At 69.8% G+C, this 18,389-nt stretch carries 17 protein-coding genes, 1 tRNA gene and 1 pseudogene; 12 read left to right on the top strand and 7 right to left on the bottom strand.

Features of this window, described 5'->3' with window-relative positions:
- Positions 1-48: 48 nt before the first annotated feature.
- Positions 49-1,035: a diacylglycerol/lipid kinase family protein gene (locus ACRAWC_RS11130; protein ID WP_431347781.1), complete on the bottom strand. Its 987-nt coding sequence runs from the start codon at positions 1,033-1,035 to the stop codon at positions 49-51.
- A gap of 35 nt (positions 1,036-1,070) precedes the next feature.
- Here ACRAWC_RS11130 and serS point away from each other — a divergent pair, with 35 nt between their 5' ends.
- From serS to ACRAWC_RS11105, 5 genes are all read left to right on the top strand, one after another.
- Positions 1,071-2,336, top strand: coding sequence for a serine--tRNA ligase (gene serS, locus ACRAWC_RS11125; protein ID WP_431347780.1), 1,266 nt, complete (start codon positions 1,071-1,073; stop codon positions 2,334-2,336).
- Positions 2,333-3,145, top strand: coding sequence for an HAD family hydrolase (locus ACRAWC_RS11120; RefSeq protein ID WP_431347779.1), 813 nt, complete (start codon positions 2,333-2,335; stop codon positions 3,143-3,145). Before serS ends, ACRAWC_RS11120 begins: the two co-directional genes overlap by 4 nt.
- A 181-nt stretch (positions 3,146-3,326) precedes the next feature.
- The gene (locus ACRAWC_RS11115; protein ID WP_431347778.1) at positions 3,327-4,607 is read left to right on the top strand and encodes an LCP family protein; all 1,281 of its coding nucleotides are present in this window, start codon (positions 3,327-3,329) and stop codon (positions 4,605-4,607) included.
- Positions 4,608-4,794: 187 nt separating this feature from the next.
- Positions 4,795-6,066 (top strand): MFS transporter, encoded by a 1,272-nt coding sequence (locus tag ACRAWC_RS11110; RefSeq protein ID WP_431347777.1) that lies wholly within the window; start codon positions 4,795-4,797, stop codon positions 6,064-6,066.
- Between the two features lie 29 nt (positions 6,067-6,095).
- Positions 6,096-6,180 (top strand) — tRNA-Ser (locus ACRAWC_RS11105).
- Positions 6,181-6,865: 685 nt separating this feature from the next.
- Here ACRAWC_RS11105 and ACRAWC_RS11100 read toward each other — a convergent pair.
- Positions 6,866-7,258: a hypothetical protein gene (locus ACRAWC_RS11100; protein ID WP_431347776.1), complete on the bottom strand. Its 393-nt coding sequence runs from the start codon at positions 7,256-7,258 to the stop codon at positions 6,866-6,868.
- Here ACRAWC_RS11100 and ACRAWC_RS11095 point away from each other — a divergent pair.
- Entirely contained in the window at positions 7,257-8,294 is a 1,038-nt protein-coding gene (locus tag ACRAWC_RS11095; protein ID WP_431347775.1) for a DMT family transporter, read from the top strand. The two genes, ACRAWC_RS11100 and ACRAWC_RS11095, sit on opposite strands and share 2 nt — an antisense overlap.
- Positions 8,295-8,334: 40 nt before the next feature.
- Complete coding sequence (locus ACRAWC_RS11090) at positions 8,335-8,502, top strand: hypothetical protein (protein ID WP_431347774.1); 168 nt, start codon at positions 8,335-8,337, stop codon at positions 8,500-8,502.
- A gap of 113 nt (positions 8,503-8,615) precedes the next feature.
- Here the strand turns inward: ACRAWC_RS11090 and ACRAWC_RS11085 are convergent, their stop codons facing one another.
- Positions 8,616-9,086: a MarR family winged helix-turn-helix transcriptional regulator gene (locus tag ACRAWC_RS11085; RefSeq protein ID WP_431347773.1), complete on the bottom strand. Its 471-nt coding sequence runs from the start codon at positions 9,084-9,086 to the stop codon at positions 8,616-8,618.
- Between the two features lie 28 nt (positions 9,087-9,114).
- Between ACRAWC_RS11085 and ACRAWC_RS11080 the strand changes: the two are divergent.
- The 3 genes and pseudogenes from ACRAWC_RS11080 (at position 9,115) to ACRAWC_RS11070 (ending at position 11,713) form a co-directional block, all read left to right on the top strand.
- Positions 9,115-10,085 (top strand): annotated as a pseudogene (locus ACRAWC_RS11080) (alpha/beta hydrolase).
- A 315-nt stretch (positions 10,086-10,400) separates the two neighbouring features.
- Positions 10,401-10,556 (top strand): hypothetical protein, encoded by a 156-nt coding sequence (locus ACRAWC_RS11075; protein ID WP_431347772.1) that lies wholly within the window; start codon positions 10,401-10,403, stop codon positions 10,554-10,556.
- A 44-nt stretch (positions 10,557-10,600) separates the two neighbouring features.
- The gene (locus tag ACRAWC_RS11070; RefSeq protein ID WP_431347771.1) at positions 10,601-11,713 is read left to right on the top strand and encodes a 5-methyltetrahydropteroyltriglutamate--homocysteine S-methyltransferase; all 1,113 of its coding nucleotides are present in this window, start codon (positions 10,601-10,603) and stop codon (positions 11,711-11,713) included.
- 139 nt (positions 11,714-11,852) lie between these two features.
- Here ACRAWC_RS11070 and ACRAWC_RS11065 read toward each other — a convergent pair whose 3' ends face one another.
- Positions 11,853-12,278, bottom strand: a complete 426-nt coding sequence (locus tag ACRAWC_RS11065) for an Hsp20/alpha crystallin family protein (protein WP_431347770.1) — start codon at positions 12,276-12,278, stop codon at positions 11,853-11,855.
- A 399-nt stretch (positions 12,279-12,677) separates the two neighbouring features.
- Between ACRAWC_RS11065 and ACRAWC_RS11060 the strand changes: the two genes are divergently transcribed.
- A complete protein-coding gene (locus ACRAWC_RS11060) occupies positions 12,678-12,953 on the top strand; it encodes a MerR family transcriptional regulator (RefSeq protein ID WP_431347769.1) in 276 nt (91 codons plus the stop codon).
- A 37-nt stretch (positions 12,954-12,990) separates the two neighbouring features.
- Here ACRAWC_RS11060 and ACRAWC_RS11055 read toward each other — a convergent pair whose 3' ends face one another.
- Positions 12,991-13,965, bottom strand: a complete 975-nt coding sequence (locus ACRAWC_RS11055; protein ID WP_431349423.1) for an RNA polymerase subunit sigma-70 — start codon at positions 13,963-13,965, stop codon at positions 12,991-12,993.
- 175 nt (positions 13,966-14,140) lie between these two features.
- Here ACRAWC_RS11055 and ACRAWC_RS11050 point away from each other — a divergent pair, with 175 nt between their 5' ends.
- Positions 14,141-14,587, top strand: coding sequence for an SRPBCC family protein (locus tag ACRAWC_RS11050; RefSeq protein WP_431347768.1), 447 nt, complete (start codon positions 14,141-14,143; stop codon positions 14,585-14,587).
- 16 nt (positions 14,588-14,603) lie between these two features.
- Here the strand turns inward: ACRAWC_RS11050 and ACRAWC_RS11045 are convergent, their stop codons facing one another.
- Positions 14,604-15,458, bottom strand: coding sequence for a lipase family alpha/beta hydrolase (locus ACRAWC_RS11045; protein WP_431347767.1), 855 nt, complete (start codon positions 15,456-15,458; stop codon positions 14,604-14,606).
- A 204-nt stretch (positions 15,459-15,662) separates the two neighbouring features.
- Positions 15,663-18,059 carry a LamG-like jellyroll fold domain-containing protein gene (locus ACRAWC_RS11040; RefSeq protein ID WP_431347766.1) on the bottom strand — a complete coding sequence of 799 codons (2,397 nt, stop codon included), beginning with the start codon at positions 18,057-18,059 and terminating at the stop codon, positions 15,663-15,665.
- Positions 18,060-18,389 lie beyond the last annotated feature (330 nt).

Raw genomic sequence — 18,389 nt, 5'->3', positions numbered from 1 at the left:
TGCGCGCCGCAGAAGCTTCCTTCGGCACGAATGTCGCGCGAAAAGGCGCTAGCGCGGCACCCGCACACGCAGGCCCTGCGGGTCGACGGTGATGCCGAGCGCGATGACCTCGCCGAACCCGTCGCCGTCGAGCTCGAACGGCTCCGGCACGTCCAGCTTCACCGCGATGGCGGCGCCGCGCAGGTAGCTGAGCCGGGTGCGGATCGCCTTGTCGGTGAAGCGGATGATCCGCCTCCCGAGCGCGCTCCGGCGGAGCACCCGGTTCTCCCACGTGACCTTGCGCCAGATCGCCAGCCAGCCGAACACGGTCACGGGCTGCAGGACGGCGATGTCGATCAGGCCGTCGTCCACCTCGCTGTCCGGGATGAGCTGCATGTTTCCGGGGAGGCTGCCGCAGTTCGCGAACAGGATGGTGCTGACGTGCGCGGTGCGCTCGGCGGCTCCGTCGATGCGGAACCGCACCCGGACGTCGCGCGAGGCCGGCCACGAGCGGAAGGCCGACTCGACATAGGCGAGCCAGCCGAAGCGGCGCTTGAGCTCCGGCCGGGCGGTCTCGATCACCCGGGCGTCGAAGCCCATTCCCGCCATGACGAGGAACGCGTGCTCGCTGGTGCTGCCGTCGGGCCGTGCCGCCGTCGCCACTCCGATGTCGATGCGGCGGGTGACACCGCCGAACGCGACGGCGACGGCCTCCTCCAGGGCGGCGTACGGGATGCCGATGTTGCGGGCGAGGAGGTTGCCGGTGCCGCCGGGCAGCACGGCCAGCGTCGCGTCCGCGTCCCGCAGCGCTTCGGCGACCGCGCGCACCGTGCCGTCGCCGCCGGCGGCGAGCACGAGGTCGGCGCCGCGTTCGAGCGCCTGCCGGGCCTGACCCCGACCGCCGTCCTCCGGGGTCGTCTCGAACCAGAGCAACTCGACATCGCCCTCGTCGGCCGCGCGCGCCTCCACCGCCGCCCGCACCCTCCGCACGTCCACCCGCACGGGGTTGTAGACGACGGCGACCGTCATGCCGCTCGTCCCCTCCCGATCGTCCACGGGATCACGCTACTGGACGACGATAAGCTGGGGCAGTGATCGATCCCGTCCTTCTGCGCGAGAACCCCGATGTCGTCCGACGTTCCCAGGAGGCCCGCGGCGACTCCGTGCAGCTCGTCGACGAGGCGCTGCAGGCCGACATCGAGCGCCGGGCCGCGATCACAGCCTTCGAGGAGCTGCGCGCGGAGCAGAACGCGTTCGGCAAGCAGGTCGCGCAGGCGCCCAAGGACCAGAAGCAGGCGCTCGTCGCCCAGGCGCAGGCGCTCGCCGGCCGGGTGAAGGAGGCGCAGCAGGCCGCCAACACCGCGGAGGCGCACTTCGACGCGGTGCTGCGGCGCATCGGCAACCCGATCGTGGACGGCGTCCCGAGCGGCGGCGAGGACGACTTCGTCGTACTGAAGGAGGTCGGCGGCATCCCGGAGTTCGACTTCGAGCCGCGCGACCACCTGGAACTCGGCGAGCTGCTCGGCGCGATCGACATGGCCCGCGGCGCGAAGGTCGCCGGAGCCCGGTTCTCGTTCCTCCGCGGCATCGGCGCGCGCCTCGAGATCGCGCTGATGAACATGGCGCTCGACAAGGCGGTGTCGAACGACTTCGTCCCGATGATCACGCCCACCCTGGTGAAGCCGGAGGTGATGCAGGGCACGGGGTTCCTCGGCTCGCACGCCGACGAGGTCTACCATCTGGCCGACGACGACCTGTACCTCACCGGCACCAGCGAGGTCGCGCTCGCCGGGTACCACTCGGACGAGATCCTCGACGTTACCGAGCCGCTGCGCTACGCCGGCTGGTCCACCTGCTACCGGCGGGAGGCCGGCTCGGCGGGCAAGGACACCCGGGGCATCATCCGCGTGCACCAGTTCAACAAGCTGGAGATGTTCGTCTTCACCCTCCCCGAGAACGCGGAGGCCGAGCACGCCCGCCTGCTCGCCTGGCAGGAGGAGATGATGCAGGCCCTCGGGCTCAGCTACCGCGTCATCGACACGGCCGCGGGCGACCTCGGGTCGAGCGCCGCGCGCAAGTACGACGTGGAGGCGTGGATCCCGACGCAGGGCCGCTACCGCGAGTTGACCTCGACCTCCAACTGCACCACGTTCCAGGCCCGGCGCCTCGAGATCCGCTACCGCACCGAGTCGGGCAAGACCGCTCCGGTCGCGACCCTGAACGGCACGCTCGCGACGACCCGCTGGCTGGTCGCCATCCTGGAGACGCATCAGCGCGCAGACGGGTCGGTGCTCGTCCCGGAGGCGCTGCGGCCCTACCTGGGCGGCCTCGAGGTCCTGGAGCCGATCGCGCAGTGAGCACTGTAGCCGGGAGCGACCGCCTGCTGATCGCGCTCGACGTGGACGGCACCCTCATCCACGAGGACGAATCCGTCGGCGAGGCCGTGCTCGCGGCCGTCACCCGCGTCCGGGAGGCTGGGCACGAGGTGATGCTGGCCACCGGCCGGAGCTGGGAGACCGCTCGGCCGATCCACGAGAAGTTCGGCCTGACCAGCCGGTTCGTGGTGTGCGCGAACGGCGCGCTCACGATGATGCGCGACGAAACCGTCGAGGGCGGTTACCGGCGTGAGTTCATCGAGACCTTCGACCCGACCGAGGTGCTGCGCACCATCCGGCCGCACCTGCCGTCCGGCAGCTTCATGGTGGAGGACCCGACAGGTTTCCGCCGTTACACCGAGGGCATGACCGACTGGGAGCTGGTGAACGCCGAGCAGGTCGGCTTCGACGAGCTCACCGAGCATCCCGCGACCCGTGTCGTTGTGGTGTCGCCGCAGCACGACGAGGAGGAGTTCCTCGCGATCGTGGAGCGGATGGGCCTCCAGCGGGTGAGCTACTCGATCGGCTGGACCGCGTGGCTCGACATCTCGCCGGACGGTGTGAGCAAGGCGACGGCGATGGAGCGGGTGCGGCATGCGCTCGACATCCCGACCGCCCGGCTGGTGGCGGTCGGCGACGGGCGCAACGACCTCGAGCTGCTGCAGTGGGCCGGGGCGGAGGGCCGGAGCGTCGCGATGGGGCAGGCTCCCGACGAGGTCAAGGCCGTCGCGTCGGAGGTCACCGGCGCAGTGGCCGAGGACGGGCTCGCGGCGGTGCTCGACTCGCTCTGAGCCCGTGCGACATTCGCGCCGAATGTCGTCTTTCGCCGCGCCGAACGTGACATTCGTCACGAATCTCCGGCCTGACCTGGGGGTCGGGTGCCCAGAGGCTTTCCAGGCGGCCATGTCAGACTTGGGAACGGTGTGTGTGCTCTCAGGCGCCACCGTGACGACGTCCGACGAGAGGGAGTGAATGGACGAGATGCCCACCCGCGCCCAGGCGCGCGCGCAGGAGAAGTCGGCCGGCCCTTCGGTGGCTCGGCACGGACGCCTCAAGCGGCATCACCCGTTCAAGACCGTCGCAGCCCTGCTCATCGGGCTGCTCGCCGTGGTGGGCGTCAGCACCGCCGGCGTAGCGGCCTACGCGACGTACGACGTGGCCAGCAGCCTCAAGCCCGCGGTCAAGCTCGTGAATGCGAAGGGCAAGGTCGTCACGCCCGGCATCGGTGCGATGGACGGCGCGTTCAACGTCCTCCTCGCTGGTTCCGACTCCGGCGGCGGCAACAAGAGCTACGGCGACCGCGGCGAGAACCTCAACGACGTGACGATGCTGCTGCACGTGTCGGCCGACCACAAGAACGCCACCGTCGTCAGTTTCCCGCGCGACATGTACGTGCCGATCCCGTCCTGCCCGGACGGCAAAGGCGGCAGCTTCGACGCGATGAGCAGCCAGAAGATCAACAACTCGCTGAGCTACGGCGGCCTGGCCTGCACGGTCCTCACGGTCGAGAAGCTGACCGGTCTCGACATCCCGTACGCCGGCGTCATCCAGTTCGACGGCGTGATCGAGATGTCCAACGCGGTCGGCGGCGTGAATGTCTGCGTCGCGGGGGACATCAAGGACCCGTACACGGGCCTCGACGTGAAGGCCGGCGAGAACACCCTCCAGGGCGCGCCGGCGCTCGCGTTCCTGCGCACCCGGCACGGCGTCGGCGACGGATCGGACCTCGGCCGGATCAGCAACCAGCAGGTCTTCCTCTCGTCGCTCGTCCGCACGATCAAGAGCGCCGACACCCTTGCGAACCCGGTGAAGGTGTACGCGCTGGCCAAGGCGGCGACGAGCAACATCTCGCTCTCGGAGAGCCTCAACAGCCCGACCACCATCGCCTCCATGGCGATGGCGCTGAAGAACATCGACGTCTCAAAGGTCGTCTTCGTCCAGTACCCGAACCACTATCAGGGCGACGGCGTGGCACCCACCAAGGACGCCGCCGACACCCTGATGACGGCGCTCCAGGACGACAAGCCGGTCACCCTGACCGGAGACACCGGCGTCGGCTCGGAGGCGGCCCCGGGCGCCGCGACGCAGGCCCCGGCGGCGCCGTCCGCTCCGGCGACCCAAGCGCCCGCGGCTCCGGCTCCGACCGACACCTCGAGCGCTGCCCCGGGCGACGGATCGACCGTGCAGCTCCCGTCGGACGTACACGGCCAGACGGCCGCGCAGGTCACCTGCTCGAAGCCGTTCCAGGACTGACCCGCGGCGGGCGGGGGCCCGGGTGCGCCTGGCGGGAATGCATCCCCGTGGTGCACACTTGAATCCTGTGGAGGTTCGCCCTCCGCTCATAGTTCCCATCGTGTAACTACCTCGCGCCGGCCCGCCCGGCGGACCAAGGCGGCACTTGAAGCCCGCGGTCCGCCGCGGTGATGACAGAAGGCCAGGCATGACACGACCAGACACCACCCAGGCGGGCGTCGCCGCCGAGCCGGAGGCCCCGACCACGCTGGTCCGCGCCGCCGGCTTCTCCTACTTCCCCGTCGCGCTGCTGGCGCGCCTCCCTTACGCGATGATGGTCGTCGGCGTGCTGACCCTCGTCGTCTCGGCACGCGGCGAGCTGTCGCTCGGCGGCCTGACCTCCGCGATGGTCGGCCTCGGCACCGCCATCTTCGGCCCGCTGATCGGCGCCGCCGCCGACCGGATCGGCCAGCGCGGCGTCGTGCTCGCCGCGGGGATCGCGAACAGCGTCGTCCTGCTGGCGATGGCGTGGGTGGTCTTCAGCCCGGCGCCGGACGCGCTCGTGCTGCTCGTCGCGTTCCTGATCGGCGCGACCGCCCCGCAGGTCTCGCCGATGTCGCGCAGCCGCTTGGTCGGGATCATCGCCAGCCGCCTCCCCGGCGACCGGCACGCCGCGGTGCTCAACGGGACGATGGCATACGAGTCCGCCGCGGACGAGGTCGTGTTCGTCTTCGGCCCGTTCATCGTCGGCCTCCTCGCGACCACGCTGAACCCGGCCGCCCCGATCATCGGCGCCGCCGTGCTCACCGTGCTCTTCGTGACCGCGTTCGCCCTGCACCGCAGCGGCTCCTTCCACCCGACCGAGGCGGACGGCCTCCCAATGCGGCAGGCGCCCGCCCGGGAGCTTTTCCGGCCCGGTCTGATCGCGGTCACGGCCGGCGTGCTCGGGATGGGCCTGTTCTTCGGCTCGATGCTCACCGCCCTGACGTCGTTCCTGTCGGACTTCGGCCACCCGGAGCAGGCGGGCCTCGTCTACGGAGTGATGGGCATCGGCTCGGCCGCGCTCGCGCTCGGGGTGGCCTGGTTCCCGCTCCGGTTCGCGCTTCGCTGGCGCTGGCTGACGTTCGCCGCCGTCCTGGCGCTGTCGACGGCCGCGCTGCCCTTCGCGACCACCGTGCCGGGGATGATCCTGGTGCTGCTCGTCGCGGGCTTCGGCGTCGGCCCCACGCTCGTCACGCAGTACAGCTTCGGCGCCGAACGCAGCCCGGTCGGCCGCTCGGCGACGGTGATGACGATCCTCGGCTCGGCCGTGATCGTCGGCCAGTCGGCGTCATCGGCGCTGGTCGGCGCACTGGCGCAGAGCGCGGGCACGCACGCGGCCATGCTCGCCCCGGTCGCATCGGCCCTGGTCGTGCTGGCCGCGGGCCTGGCGAACGTATTCATCACCGGCCGCCGACCGTCGCCCGCCCGCGTTCGCTAGAATCGGTCGACGCCGGTACGCCGGCGCCGGGAGGGCTGTCCGAGCGGCCGATGGAGCCAGTCTTGAAAACTGGTGGGCAGAAATGTCTCGTGGGTTCGAATCCCACGCCCTCCGCCGTGTGATGAGTCGGGACATATGTTCCAGGTCATCGTCGAAGCGGTCGGCGTAGAGATCGAGGGTCATCGCAGCGGAGCCGTGGCCTTCGTCGGGAGTTCCGGGTTCGTGCGATCGAGTTGGTCCGGATCAGTGACCGCCCGCTCTCCCAGGTCGCCCGCGAGCTCGTGTCTTCGCTTCCCTCTCGGCGAGGGGCGGTATGCACTCGCGCGGGTGGGACGGAACTGTGGTCATCGGCCTTGCGTGGGCGTAACCTCGAATTGCGGGCTCCTCCCAGGCGTGTTTCCGCCAGCCGGTGGTGCTGATTCCGGGGCTTCTCGCACTACGGGTCGATGTGGTCGATCGGTGGAAGTGCGCTATGGCCGATCAGTTGTTCCCTGAAGACTCGCCGGATCAGGCCGAGCGGCGCATCGAGAGAGCTTGGCAGTCCTTGAGGTCATCTCGCCGGGATGACCCGGACCGAATTCAGAAGGCGCACGACGCCTACTTGTTGGACCCGACCAACGACGAATCGTCTTAGCGTTCTGAACCGCTGGAAGGCAGATCGTACCCACTCTGACGTGGGGCGGTGAACTGCGATTCCCAGCGAGGGCGTGGGCGAGGTTCGCAGCCGGTCGGGCGCGATCCTCGCCCTCGTCCCGAACTCGGATGATGGAGGACACCGCGGCTTCGTCCGCAGCCACGCTCAGTAGTCGTCGTACCACCAGCCGCGCCTCACGGCGATCCAGTGGAGGATGCGAAGCCCGAACGACTGCTGGAGTCCTCGGAGCCCGTGCAGTGCGGGTGGCGCCGGTCGTGCGCTCTGCCAGAGCAGGGTTCCCGCTTGCGCGGCGAGCCCTGCGTCGATGTCGTCCGGCGTGGCCGCTCCGAGGTCGGCGGCCCAGCAGTCGATGCTTTCGACCGGGCGCGTCGTGACGAGACCGGTGAGGAAGCTGAGCTTGTCAAACCAGGGCGTTGCGAGTCCGACCCACGGCCAGTCGACGAGCCACGCTCTGTTGTCGAGAGGGCAGCTCCGGCCGGCTCGGCGTGGGGAGTCAACCGCTCGACTTCGCGGCGGTCGCGGGTAGGTTCGCCGCATGAGTCTCAACCTCGTCACGTTGACGCCCGCCCAGTCCGCCGGGATCCCGGTGGCGCTGATCGGATCTGTGTTCCTGGCGGTCGGGGCCCAACTGCAGCAGCGCGGCGTGGCGAAGGTGGGCGATCAGCCCGCCGAGGGCAAGCGGAGCACTTTGGGGATCGGCCAACTTCTCGCTCTGGCGAGGCGACCGTCCTGGCTGCTGGGGACGGTGTGCCTGGGACTTGCGATCCTGTTCCAGCTGTTCAGCCTGTTCCTTGCGCCGCTGACTGTCGTCCAGCCGCTGGGTGCGCTGGCCTTGGTCATCACGGCCATCCTCAACGCCCGCGTGACCGAGGTGAAGCTCGACGGTCGCGCGGTGCGGGCGTTGGCGCTCTGCGTCGTGGGCGTAGGGCTGTTCGTCGGGGTCGCCGCGCTGACGACGACCACTCTGCCGATCCTGGAGCCGCAGCTGATCGCCGTGGTGGTCATCCTCGCTGTGGTACTGCTCGTGCTGGGTGTGTGCTTCGGGCTGCTGCGAAAGCGACTCACCCGGATCTTCTACGTGGTCGCCGCGGGGGTCTTGTTCGGGTTCGTGGCAACACTGGCTAAGGTGCTGATCGGCCGCATCCAGACCATCTTCCGTGCCCACTTCCATCTAGTGGCGGGCGATTGGCTCACCCTGGTCTGCCTGGTCGGGTTGCTCTCCGCGGCTATTCTCGGCACCTACTTCGTGCAGACTGCGTACTCGTCAGGATCCCCGGACGTCGTCGTCGCCGGCCTGATCTGTGATCGACCCGATCGTCGGGGTGACGATCGGGGTCGCGGTTCTGGGCGAGGCGGCGCACGCACCGGTTTGGGCCGGTTTCGTGTTCGCGATCGCCGGGGTGCTTGCCATTGTCGGCGTCATCCAGGTATCGCGGAGCGGAGCCCGGTTGCACCCCGACGACGTCGAGCCGAGGAAGGGCTCGCCCAAGCCCCCGAACGAGCATCCGCTCGCGTCGGCGTAGAACCGCATGACGGGAGGGACGGACCGGGATGGCGGCCCTTCCGTCCGTGACAGCCATATGCTCGGTATGGCGTGAGCGTAGAGTGCGAGCATGTTGACAGCTATCGTGATCCTTCTGGTGCTTTGGGCCATCCTGGCGATTGTGGGGTTCGCGATCAAGGGCCTGCTCTGGCTGGCAATCATCGGGATCGTCCTGTTCGTCGGGACCGTGATCCTCGGGTTCGTCCGCCGATCGGCACGAAAGAAAAAGGCCCTGTGACATGTGAGACCAGGCATAGGCGCGAAGAGTGCGTTCACGCTGAACCAACGTCCAATTGGTCGACGCGCGACCCGGCGCCGGTTCGGTCCCGTACCGTCCGATAGCCCCGTCGCTCACCCGGCCGGTACCCCCACCGCGGCGCGTTCGAGCGACCTCCGGAGCGCGGTCAGCACCGCCCCGGCGGCGGTGAGCTGCTCGGGCGTTGCTGCGTCGGCGAGGATTTCGCCGAGCCGGTGGAGGAACGTCGTCTCGGCCGCGTCGACGACGGCGCGACCTTCGTCGGTGGTGGTGATGATCGTCGAGCGGCGGTTGGCAGGATTCGGGAGGCGGACGACGAGGCCCCTGCTCTCGAGTCGGTCCATCGCCTTGCTGACCGCGCCGACGCCGATGGCGAACTCGGCGGCCATGTCGGTGGTCCGGGCTCCATCGTGGTCGCGGATGTAGTGGAGGAACTCGTACTGCGAGGTCGTGATGCCGTGCCTCGCCCTCAGCTCGTCATTGAAGTGGTTGTACAAACGGGTTTCGCTGCGGACGAGGTCGGCGAAGAATGCTGCGTTCGCGGGGCTCGGTGCATGAGTTGCCATGGCATGAACTATACTTGGTTGCCTAGGCATGAACAGCCTGGGCAACTATCCGTTACTTCCCCGAGGGGGCCCCATGTCGCAGGAACAACGTCGGGCGCTGGATGAGCAGCTCCGCGCATCCGCGCCGCTGTTCGACCCGAACGTGTCGATCGACCAGCGGCGCGCGTCGATCCAGGAGGCGCGCGACGGTTTCGCCGCGCTCATGAAGACGATGCATGTGCCGGACGGCTTCCGCACCGCGGCGACCGAGCTGGCGGGCATCCGTGCGCTCCGATTCGATCGGGTCGGCACCGGACGACCCGGCACGATCCTCTTCTTCCATGGCGGCTCGTTCGTCGCAGGCTCACCCGAGACGCACCTGGGACTGACCGGGGAGCTGGCCGTCCGGACGGGCCGCACCGTTTTCTCCGTCGACTACCGTCTCGCGCCCGAACATCCTTTCCCGTCGGCGATCGAAGACACCACCGCCGCGTATCGCGCGCTCCTCGACACCGGACACGATCCCGGCAGCATCGTCTTCGCGGGTGACTCCGCAGGGGCGGGCTCGCGGTCACGACGGCGCTGAGCGCCCGACGGCGCGGCCTCCCGATGCCGGGCGGCGTCGTCGCGTTCTCGCCCGGTCTCGACAACGCCGGCACGGGCGCGAGCAACCGCACCCGCGGCGCCGCCGACCCGATCCTCACCCGCGAGAGCGTTCAGCCCAACAGGGACCTCTACCGGGCGGGGGCGGACCCGGAGCAGGAGCTGCTGAACCCAGCGGACTACGCCGACATGACCGGGTTCCCGCCGCTCCTGCTCCAGGTCGGCACGAACGAGGTCCTGCTCGACGACTCCACACGCCTCGCCGAACGCGCCCGCGACGCGGACGTCGATGTGATCCTCGACGTCACCGCGGGTGTGCCGCATGTGTTCCAGACCTTCACGGGCCGGCTCGACGAAGCTGACCTCGCGCTCGAACGCGCGGCGCTCTTCATCGACCAGCGATTTCGTAGCTGCTGACCTCGATGGGGTGGGGGTCGTGTGGACGCTGTTGCCGCCAGGATGTTTTGGCGCACCTCACATTGCGCACAATTGAGTGAGTACTCGGCGGGGCTGCCATGGTGCTGTGGAGCGCAGGACAGAGTTCGAATCCCACGCCCTCCGCCGAGTCGGACGACCTGCCCTCGCCCCTGTCGCGGCTACCCCAGATCAGGCGCCACCAGTTTGAGGTATTTCGGGCGCCCTTCACGCGAGCGGATACTGATCCTGTTCGACCGCATTGAAGCGAAGACGCCGAACGCGCGCCGACACCCCGCCGCAGAAAGCCGACCCGAAATGCCGACCACAGAAACTATCGCCGCCGACCCGTCCGCGACCCTCGTCACAGACCGTTGCGGGTTCTTCGACAGCCCTCACGCCCACGTCTGGGAGTACACGAACGGGCACCTGGTGTGCGCGTTCTGCGACGAGAAGCGTCCGTTCACGACGTAGCCCGCTCCTGGTTCGACCGGGAAGCGATCGGCTAGCCTCGAGCCATGCCAACTCTGCCGTTCCGCGCCGACATCGTCGGCAGCTTCCTCCGTCCGCCCGAGCTCGCGAGGGCCCGCGACGAGTTCGCCTCTGGCGCGATCGATCGCGACGGACTGCGCGCGGCCGAGGATGTCGCGATCCGGGAGCTCGTGCTCAGCGAGGCGGAGGCGGCCCTGCAGGTCGCGACGGACGGCGAGTTCCGTCGAGCCTGGTGGCACTTCGACTTCTTCGGGCTGCTCGACGGCGTCGAAGTCGTCGAACTCGATCACGGCATCCAGTTCCAGGGCGTGCAGACGAAGCCCCGCGGCCTCGAAGTGACGGGGAAGATCGGGTTCGGCGACGACCATCCGTTCCAGTCGCACTTCCGGTCGCTGAAAGCGCTCGTCGAGAGCACCACCGGGGCCGTCCCCAAGTTCACGATCCCGGCGCCCACCGTCCTCGACTTCCGGCTGGAGCCAGGTCACATCTCGCCGTCGGCGTACGGCGGACGCGACGAACTCGTGGACGACCTCGTCGGCGCCTATCGCGACGCGCTCCGGGCGTTCTACGATGCCGGCGCGCGGTACCTGCAGTTCGACGACACCGCCTGGGCGTACCTCTGCTCGGACGCGGAGCTCGCCAAGGCGCGCGACAGGGGCATCGAGACGGACGGCATCGCCGAACGGTACTCGGCGATGCTGAACCGGATCCTCGAAGGCAGACCGGATGACCTCACGGTCACTACGCACGTCTGCCGTGGCAACTTCCGGTCGACGTGGATCTCGTCCGGCGGCTACGAGCCGGTCGCGGAGCAACTGCTCGGCAACACGCACTTCGACGGGTACTTCCTCGAATACGACAGCGAGCGCGCCGGCGGATTCGAGCCGCTCCGGTTCCTGCCGGAGGGAGACAAGCGGGTCGTGCTCGGCCTGATCACGTCGAAGACCGGTGCGCTGGAGGACCCCGACGTGATCAAGCGACGGATCGACCAGGCGGCCGGATTCGCGCCTCTCGGCCAGCTTGCGCTCAGCCCGCAGTGCGGCTTCGCCTCGACCGAGGAAGGGAACCTCCTGACCCGGGAGGAGCAGTGGGCGAAGGTGCGCGAGGTCGTGGACATCGCCGCCGACGTGTGGGGCTGAGTCCGGGGGCGCGCCCGCATGCGAAAGGGCGGCCGCCCCGTCGGGGGCGACCGCCCTGTGTTCGTGGCGAGCGAGGCGCGCCGCCCGCGTCACGCGGTCCGGCCTGCACCGGCGTGGAGCCCACTCGCCGGGCCGTCGTTCAGACGGTGACGGCCTTGTGGCTCTCGGACGCCGATCCGACGTTGACTTTGCGCGGCTTCGCCTTCTCGGCGATCGGGATCAGGACGCTGAGCACCCCGTTGTCGTAGCTGGCGCTGATGCCGTCGGTGTCGACGTCGTCGCCGATCGTGAACTGCCGCAGGTAGCTGCCGAACGGCCGCTCCTGGAGGAGCCAGCGGCTGTTCTGGCGCTCGCCCGCGGACCGCTGGGCGCGGATGCTCAGCAGGTGGCCGTCGAGGTCGATGTCGATGGATCCGGGGTCGATGCCCGGGAGGTCCGCGTTGAGCAGGTACTTGTCGCCTTCACGCGACAGGTCCACCGGCATCATGCGCGGCTGGCGGCTGGTGTCGAAGACGCTCTGGGCGATCCTGTCCAGCTGGCTGAAAGGATCGAACGACATGGCCATAAGTGTGAACTCCTTTCATCGTGGTGTGCGGTTGCCTGCGTGTCGGTTCCGCGTCGGCGGGCAGCGGGCCACGGCCCGGATGCGGGTGTCCGGTGCGCTCCGGGGCGGTCGATGCGTCGGCCGGTGCCGCCGTGCGGATGTCGAGGAGCGCGGGCCGGAGGCGCCGACGCGAACGGGAGGCTCCAAGCGGGAGCGGGCGACGAGCGCGGCGAATTCGGCGTCCAGCCATTCCGAGTCGGAGCAGATCAGGTCTGCGAACCCTGCCGTGGCCGCATCGGTCGCCGTCTGCATCTCGAAGCCTCCCTATCCTGCTCATCAATGAGATTACCTACAGCGCTAGCTATAGATTTAATACACCTCCCGCTTGACAGATCTTCCGATTAACAGCAAACTTTGAGGATGACGGACCGGCCGGGGAACACCCCGCTCTACAGCATCGCCGTGGCCGCGCAGCTTGCGGAACTCCCCGCGGCGACGCTGCGGCTGTATGAGGAGAAGGGTCTCGTCACTCCCGCCCGCACGGAGGGCGGTACGCGCCGGTACAGCGACGACGACATTGCCGCGATCCGCGAGGTGGCCGTGCTGCAGGGCGACGGGATCAACCTGGCCGGCGTCGGCCGGGTGCTCGAACTGCAGGCCGAGAACGCCGAGCTCCGCCGGCGGCTCGACCGCTGACGACTTCGGCTCGTTCGGCCGACGCGAGTGCGCCGGGTCACCCCTCCCACCGCCGCGGCAACCCCAGCCATGCCCCGGCCCCCGGGTCGAAGTGCGTCACCTCGCTCACCCGACCTCCAGTGACCCCCACCACCAGAACCCCCACCAGGTGCAGTCCGCCCGACACCGGGTCGCGCACGTACTCGCCCCAGGCCGGCTGCCCGTTCGCGCCGGTCGGCACCATCCTCTCGATCGTGCGGCGGTGGCCGGTCATCGGCCCGAAGAACGCCGCCGCCGCGGCGGGGCCGTGGTACTCGAACGGCAGCGGGGGCATCCGGACCCAGACGTCGTCCGTCATCAGGGCGACCAGGTCTCGGACCGCGCCGGCGGTGAAAGCGGTGACGAAGCGGTCGAGCAGTTCCGGGTCGGGGTTGAACGCGCCGAGCGTGGGCGGCGCGTCCGCCAGCGCGCCGCGGGCGCGCTTGAGCGAGCCGTTCAGGGAGTCGACTGTGATGTCCAGGAGGTCGGCGGCCTCCGCCGCGGGGTAGCCGAGCACGTCGCGGAGGATGAGGGCCGCACGCTGGGCGGGTGGCAACAGTTGCAGGGCGCGGGTGAAGGCCAGGGTGATCGCCTCCCGGGACTCGTAGCGGGCCTCCGGGCCGGGCGTCGAGTCGGGGAGGCCGTCGAGCAGCGTGTCCGGGTACGGCTCCAGCCAGGACACCTCGCCGAACGCGGTCGGTCGGGCGACGGGAGGCTGCACCTCGATCGGGCGGCGGCGTCCGGCGCGGAGCATGTTGAGGCACTGGTTCGTCGCGATGCGGTAGAGCCAGGTGCGCAGCGACGAGCGGCCCTCGAAACCCGGTAGCCCGAGCCACGCGCTGAGGAGGGTGTCCTGCACCGCGTCCTCGGCGTCCTGCACCGAGCCGAGCATCCGGTAGCAGTGCACGTGCAGCTCGTGGCGATGCGGTTCGGTGAGCGCGTCGAAGGCGGAGCGGTCGCCGTCGAGCGCCGCGTGCAGCAGATCCTCGTTCATGGTCACCGTGCCCTCCCGGCGATCCGATTCTGGTCGCCCGCCTCCCCTGTGTCGACACCCGGGAGGACGCGAACCGGTCGCAGAAGGCGTGACCGGTTTCGGGCCCGCGCGGCGTCTATCCGGCTGAATCGATGAGAGGGCGGGACCGAGACCCGCGCCGCGAACGGAGAACCCCATGACAACACACACCGCTGCCGACTACACCACCACGCTCGACCTCGACCGGAGCCCGGGAGACGTCACCGCGGCCATCGCGGACGTCGGCCGCTGGTGGCTCGGCGACGTGAGCGGCGACGCCGACCGGGTGGGCGCCGAGTTCACCTACCGCTACCGCGACCTCCACGACAGCACGCAGCGCGTCACGGTGCTCGAGCCGGGCCGCCGCGTCGTCTGGGACGTGATCGACAGCGAGCTCGGCTTCGTGGAGGAGCCCGACCCGTGGACCGGCACGCGGATCGTGTTCGACCTCCAGCCGCACGGCGACGGGACGCGCCTGACCTTCACGCACGAGGGCCTGACGCCGGCGAAGGAGTGCTACGGCGCGTGCTCCGCGGGGTGGGACCACTTCGTCGTCGGCAGCCTGCGCCGGTTCGTGGAGACCGGCGCAGGCGTGCCGCTGTGACGGAGGCCGCCGCCGATCAGCCCAGGCAGTTCGGCTGGTAGGCCGGGTCGGCGGGGCCCTTCGGCACGCTCAGCGCCTCCAGCACGAGCTGCTGCACGACCGGGTCGTTGGGTGTCTGGTCGTGCTCGATCGGGTCGGCGGGGCACTTGTCCTGGATGACGGTGTTGGTGACCTGCGACGGGGCGCCGCTCAGTGCCTGGCTCTGATAGGGCGTCACCACCTCGTCGTGCGTGGTCGAGATGACGGTGTAGCTCGGTCCCTCGACGGTGTCGCCGATCGAGTTCAGCTTCTGCAGGAACGCCGAGCCGGCGGTCTGGTCGGCGCACGCCGGGCACGCCGTGGGGGAGGCGCTCGTGAGCGCAGGCAGGCCGTCCGGGCCGGGGACGATCACACCCTGGGTGCCGTGGTTGGACGGCGCGATGCCGATCAGCTGGTGCACCTTCGGCGCACCGCCGAGGAAGCCCAGGTAGTAGCGCGGCATCATCCCGCCCTGGCTGTGCCCGACGAGGTCGACCTGCCGGGCCTTGGTCGCGGCGAGCACGGCGTCCACGAACGGTGAGAGCTGCTGCGCGGACTGGGCGATCGGGCCGGACGCGTCCACGCCGTTGTACTGCCCGTAGTCCAGCGCGAACACGCAGTAGCCCGCCTGCTTCAGCACCGGCGACATGGTGGACCAGTTCTTCGCCATGCTCTCGAACGTCCCGGGAACCAGGATCACCGGGTACGGGTGGGCGGCCGACGGCACGCACGACCAGTCGTTGGCGCCCGGGGGAGAGACGGAGACCGTGTCCGCCTGCGCGGGCAGGGCGATCGCCAGCGACCCGAGGGCCGCCGCGGCGGCGGCGACGAACAGCTTCTTCAGTAACGACATCGGTACCTCTTCCTGTGCGCCCGGTGGTGGGGACTCGGGGTGGTTCCGCCGCGGACGCGAGTGATGCCGCGACACGGTAGACGCCGTGCTCGCAGGGTCAAGCGGCTCGCAGGGCTCCGGGAGGCTTCGCCCAGGTGTTGCGCAGGTGAGGAAGACGGGGAGGGGACGGCGGCTGCGCGCCGCCCCTCCCCGTCGTCGGTCGCGTCAGCCGGCCACCGGCGTCAGCGTCCAGAAGTGGTCCGCCGTCGCCGTGTCCGACGCGGTGGTGGAGGTTGCGCTCGCCGTCCCCACGACCAGCGAGCCGTTGAGGCCGTGGCCGGAGGAGTCGACGATCGTGGTGCCGCCGGCCTCGTCGAAGGCGTAGTGCGCGACGTCGCCGCTTCCGGCCGTGCCCGAGGCGAGCGCCGCGATGTCCGACGCGCTGAGAGCCCGCGAGTAGATGTTCACGTCGTCCACCTTCGCGTCGAGCGCCGGGTCGTTGTACTGCGACTTGCCGATCCAGTCGTTCGGCGTCGCGCCGAGCGCGGCCGGGTGCACCGTCATGTTCGCGTTGGTGCCGACGACCTGGCCGTTCACGTACAGGGTCCCGGTCGTCCCCGACAGGGTGACCGTGACCAGCGACCACTGTCCGACGGGCAGCACGCTCGTGGCGTCGATCCGCTGCTCGGCGCCCGGGCCTCCCGTCGTGATGGCGAAGCGGAGGCCGGCGCCCGAGTTCACGGTCAGGAACATGTTGGTGCCCGGGCCGTTGCCGAAGTCGAACACGCGCGACCAGGTGGTGTTCGCCGACGGGTCCACCCAGGCGGAGACCGTATAGTCGCCGCCCAGCCCGCTGACGATGCCGGCAGGCAGCGACACGTAGGACGCCGTGTGACAGAAGTCGAGCGCGGTGCCGACCCGTCCGGGCGCGCGCGGCCCGTCGACGGCGCAGGTCGGGGCGCCGTCGGTCCACTGGACCACGGACGCGCCGGGCGCGGTGCTCATCGTGGACACCGCGAGAACCAGCCCACTGCCCGCGTTCGCGAGCTTGACACGGCCGTTCGCGGCCGGGATGACCTGCCAGAGCTGGTCGTCGCCTCCGGTGTCCGCTCCGACGACGACCTGCGCGCCGTTCGCCGTGGACGCCGACTGCACCCCGAGCACCGCGTGGGTCGCGCCGTTCACGACCTTGTAGAGACCGTTCCCGCTGTACACGAGCTTCCAGGTCTGGCTCGCGCCGCCGGTGGCCGCCGCCTGGTCGGCCGTCGTGCCGGCGGTGTCGAGGGCGAGTCCGCTGTTGCCGTTGGTGAGCGTGTACTGGCCGTTGAGATTCGTGATGGTGTTCGGGCGGGTGATGACGAGGTGATACCCGTAGGCGGCGTTCATGGCGACCGGCACGGTGATCGAGCCGTCCGGGCCGACGTGGTACAGCGTGTTCGAGATGGTGATCGGCGCGGCGGTCGGCGTCGTGCGCCCGTACGACGGCGTGTACTCCAGCTTGACGCCGACGGCGTTGCCGAACGCGAGCGCGTTGAGACCGTCCACACGGATGGCCGCCGCGCCGCTTCCGCCGCCCGCGATGACATCCACCTCGGACTTGTCGGCGGCGACGGAAGCCGCGCCGTCCAGCCCGGCGGAGGCCGGCGGGGCCGTGGTGACCATGTTGCCGCTCATGTCGCCGTACCACTTGTAGAGCCAGTACGAGCCGTTGGGCGACCCGCCGGTGTCGGTGAGGGTGTCGCCGAGCGTGCCGTAGTGGTTCCAGAAGGCGAGCTCGGCGTTGTCCACGCCGTAACGCTCGAACTTGGCGATGTACCCGACCAGCGGCCCGGGGACGCCGATCTCGGACGGCGTCGCGTACTCCTCGATGGCGATCGGCCGCGGGGCGATGCCGAGGCTCTTCTCGATCGCTTCGACCTTCGCGATGTCGCCCTGGATATGGGACGAGCTCTCCAGCTCGTGCCAGGCGATGATGTCGGGCACCGTGTTCGTGGCGACGGCGTTGGCGAGGAAGCTCTGCATCCCGCTGATGTTGTCGGAGTAGCTGGGGCCCTGGATCGGGGTGGTGCTGTCGAGCGAGCGGACCTCCCGGTAGGTGCGCGTCCAGGCGTCGTTGAAGGAGCCGGCCTTGGCGGTGTTCCAGGTCCAGTCCGGCTCGTTCCAGAGCGCGTAGGCGGAGATGTTCGTCGCGCCGGAGGCCTGCACGGCCTTCACCTGCGTGTCGACCGCGCCCAGCCAGTCGCTCCAGCTCATCCACTTGTACGGGAAGTCGGGGTACCAGTCGGACATCCGGACGACGACCTTGGCCCCGGCCTTCGCCGCCTCGGGCGCGACGACCAGCGCGTCGCCCGCGGGGCTCGGCTCGCCGTTGGGGAGCTGGTGTCCGCCAGGCGCCATCTGGACGAACGTGTTGGGTTTGATCGCCTGCACCAGCGAGTCTGAGGGGACGGTGCCGCTCGCGAGGCCGTAGAGGGAGCCGGTGGCCACGTGCGTGACCGGGCGGAACGGCTGGTCGGCGTGGACTTCCAGGGTGGAGGCCGCGCCGGGGAGCGCGACGGCCGGGGCGGCTGCCAGGGCGGCGCCGGATGCTCCGAGGGCGAACGCGGCGAGCGTGGCCGTCAAGGCTGTCGGCGACCACCTCCTGCGAGGTGTTGTGCGTGACGTCATCTTGTGTTCTCCGTTGATCCGATGAGTGAGCGGTGTTCGAACCGGTTCGATAACTCCGAGTCGGCTGCGAGCTGCCGGATTGAGGAGGGAATCGGACGAATGGCCGTGGCCAGCACCGTAACAGCACGATTTCCGGAGGTCAAGAGACTCAGCGAACCGGTTCGACAACCCACGGGCGCGCACTCGTGCCGAACGCGCCCGACGCACCCCCGCGATTCGTGCCGAATCGCGCGAATCCGCGGGCGAGAGCCGCGATTCGTGCCGAATGTGCGCGGCGGTGCCGGC

Source organism: Leifsonia sp. L25, from assembly GCF_050632895.1.
The sequence above is the reverse complement of the archived record's forward strand: the minus strand, read 5'-3'. Positions and strand labels throughout refer to the sequence as shown.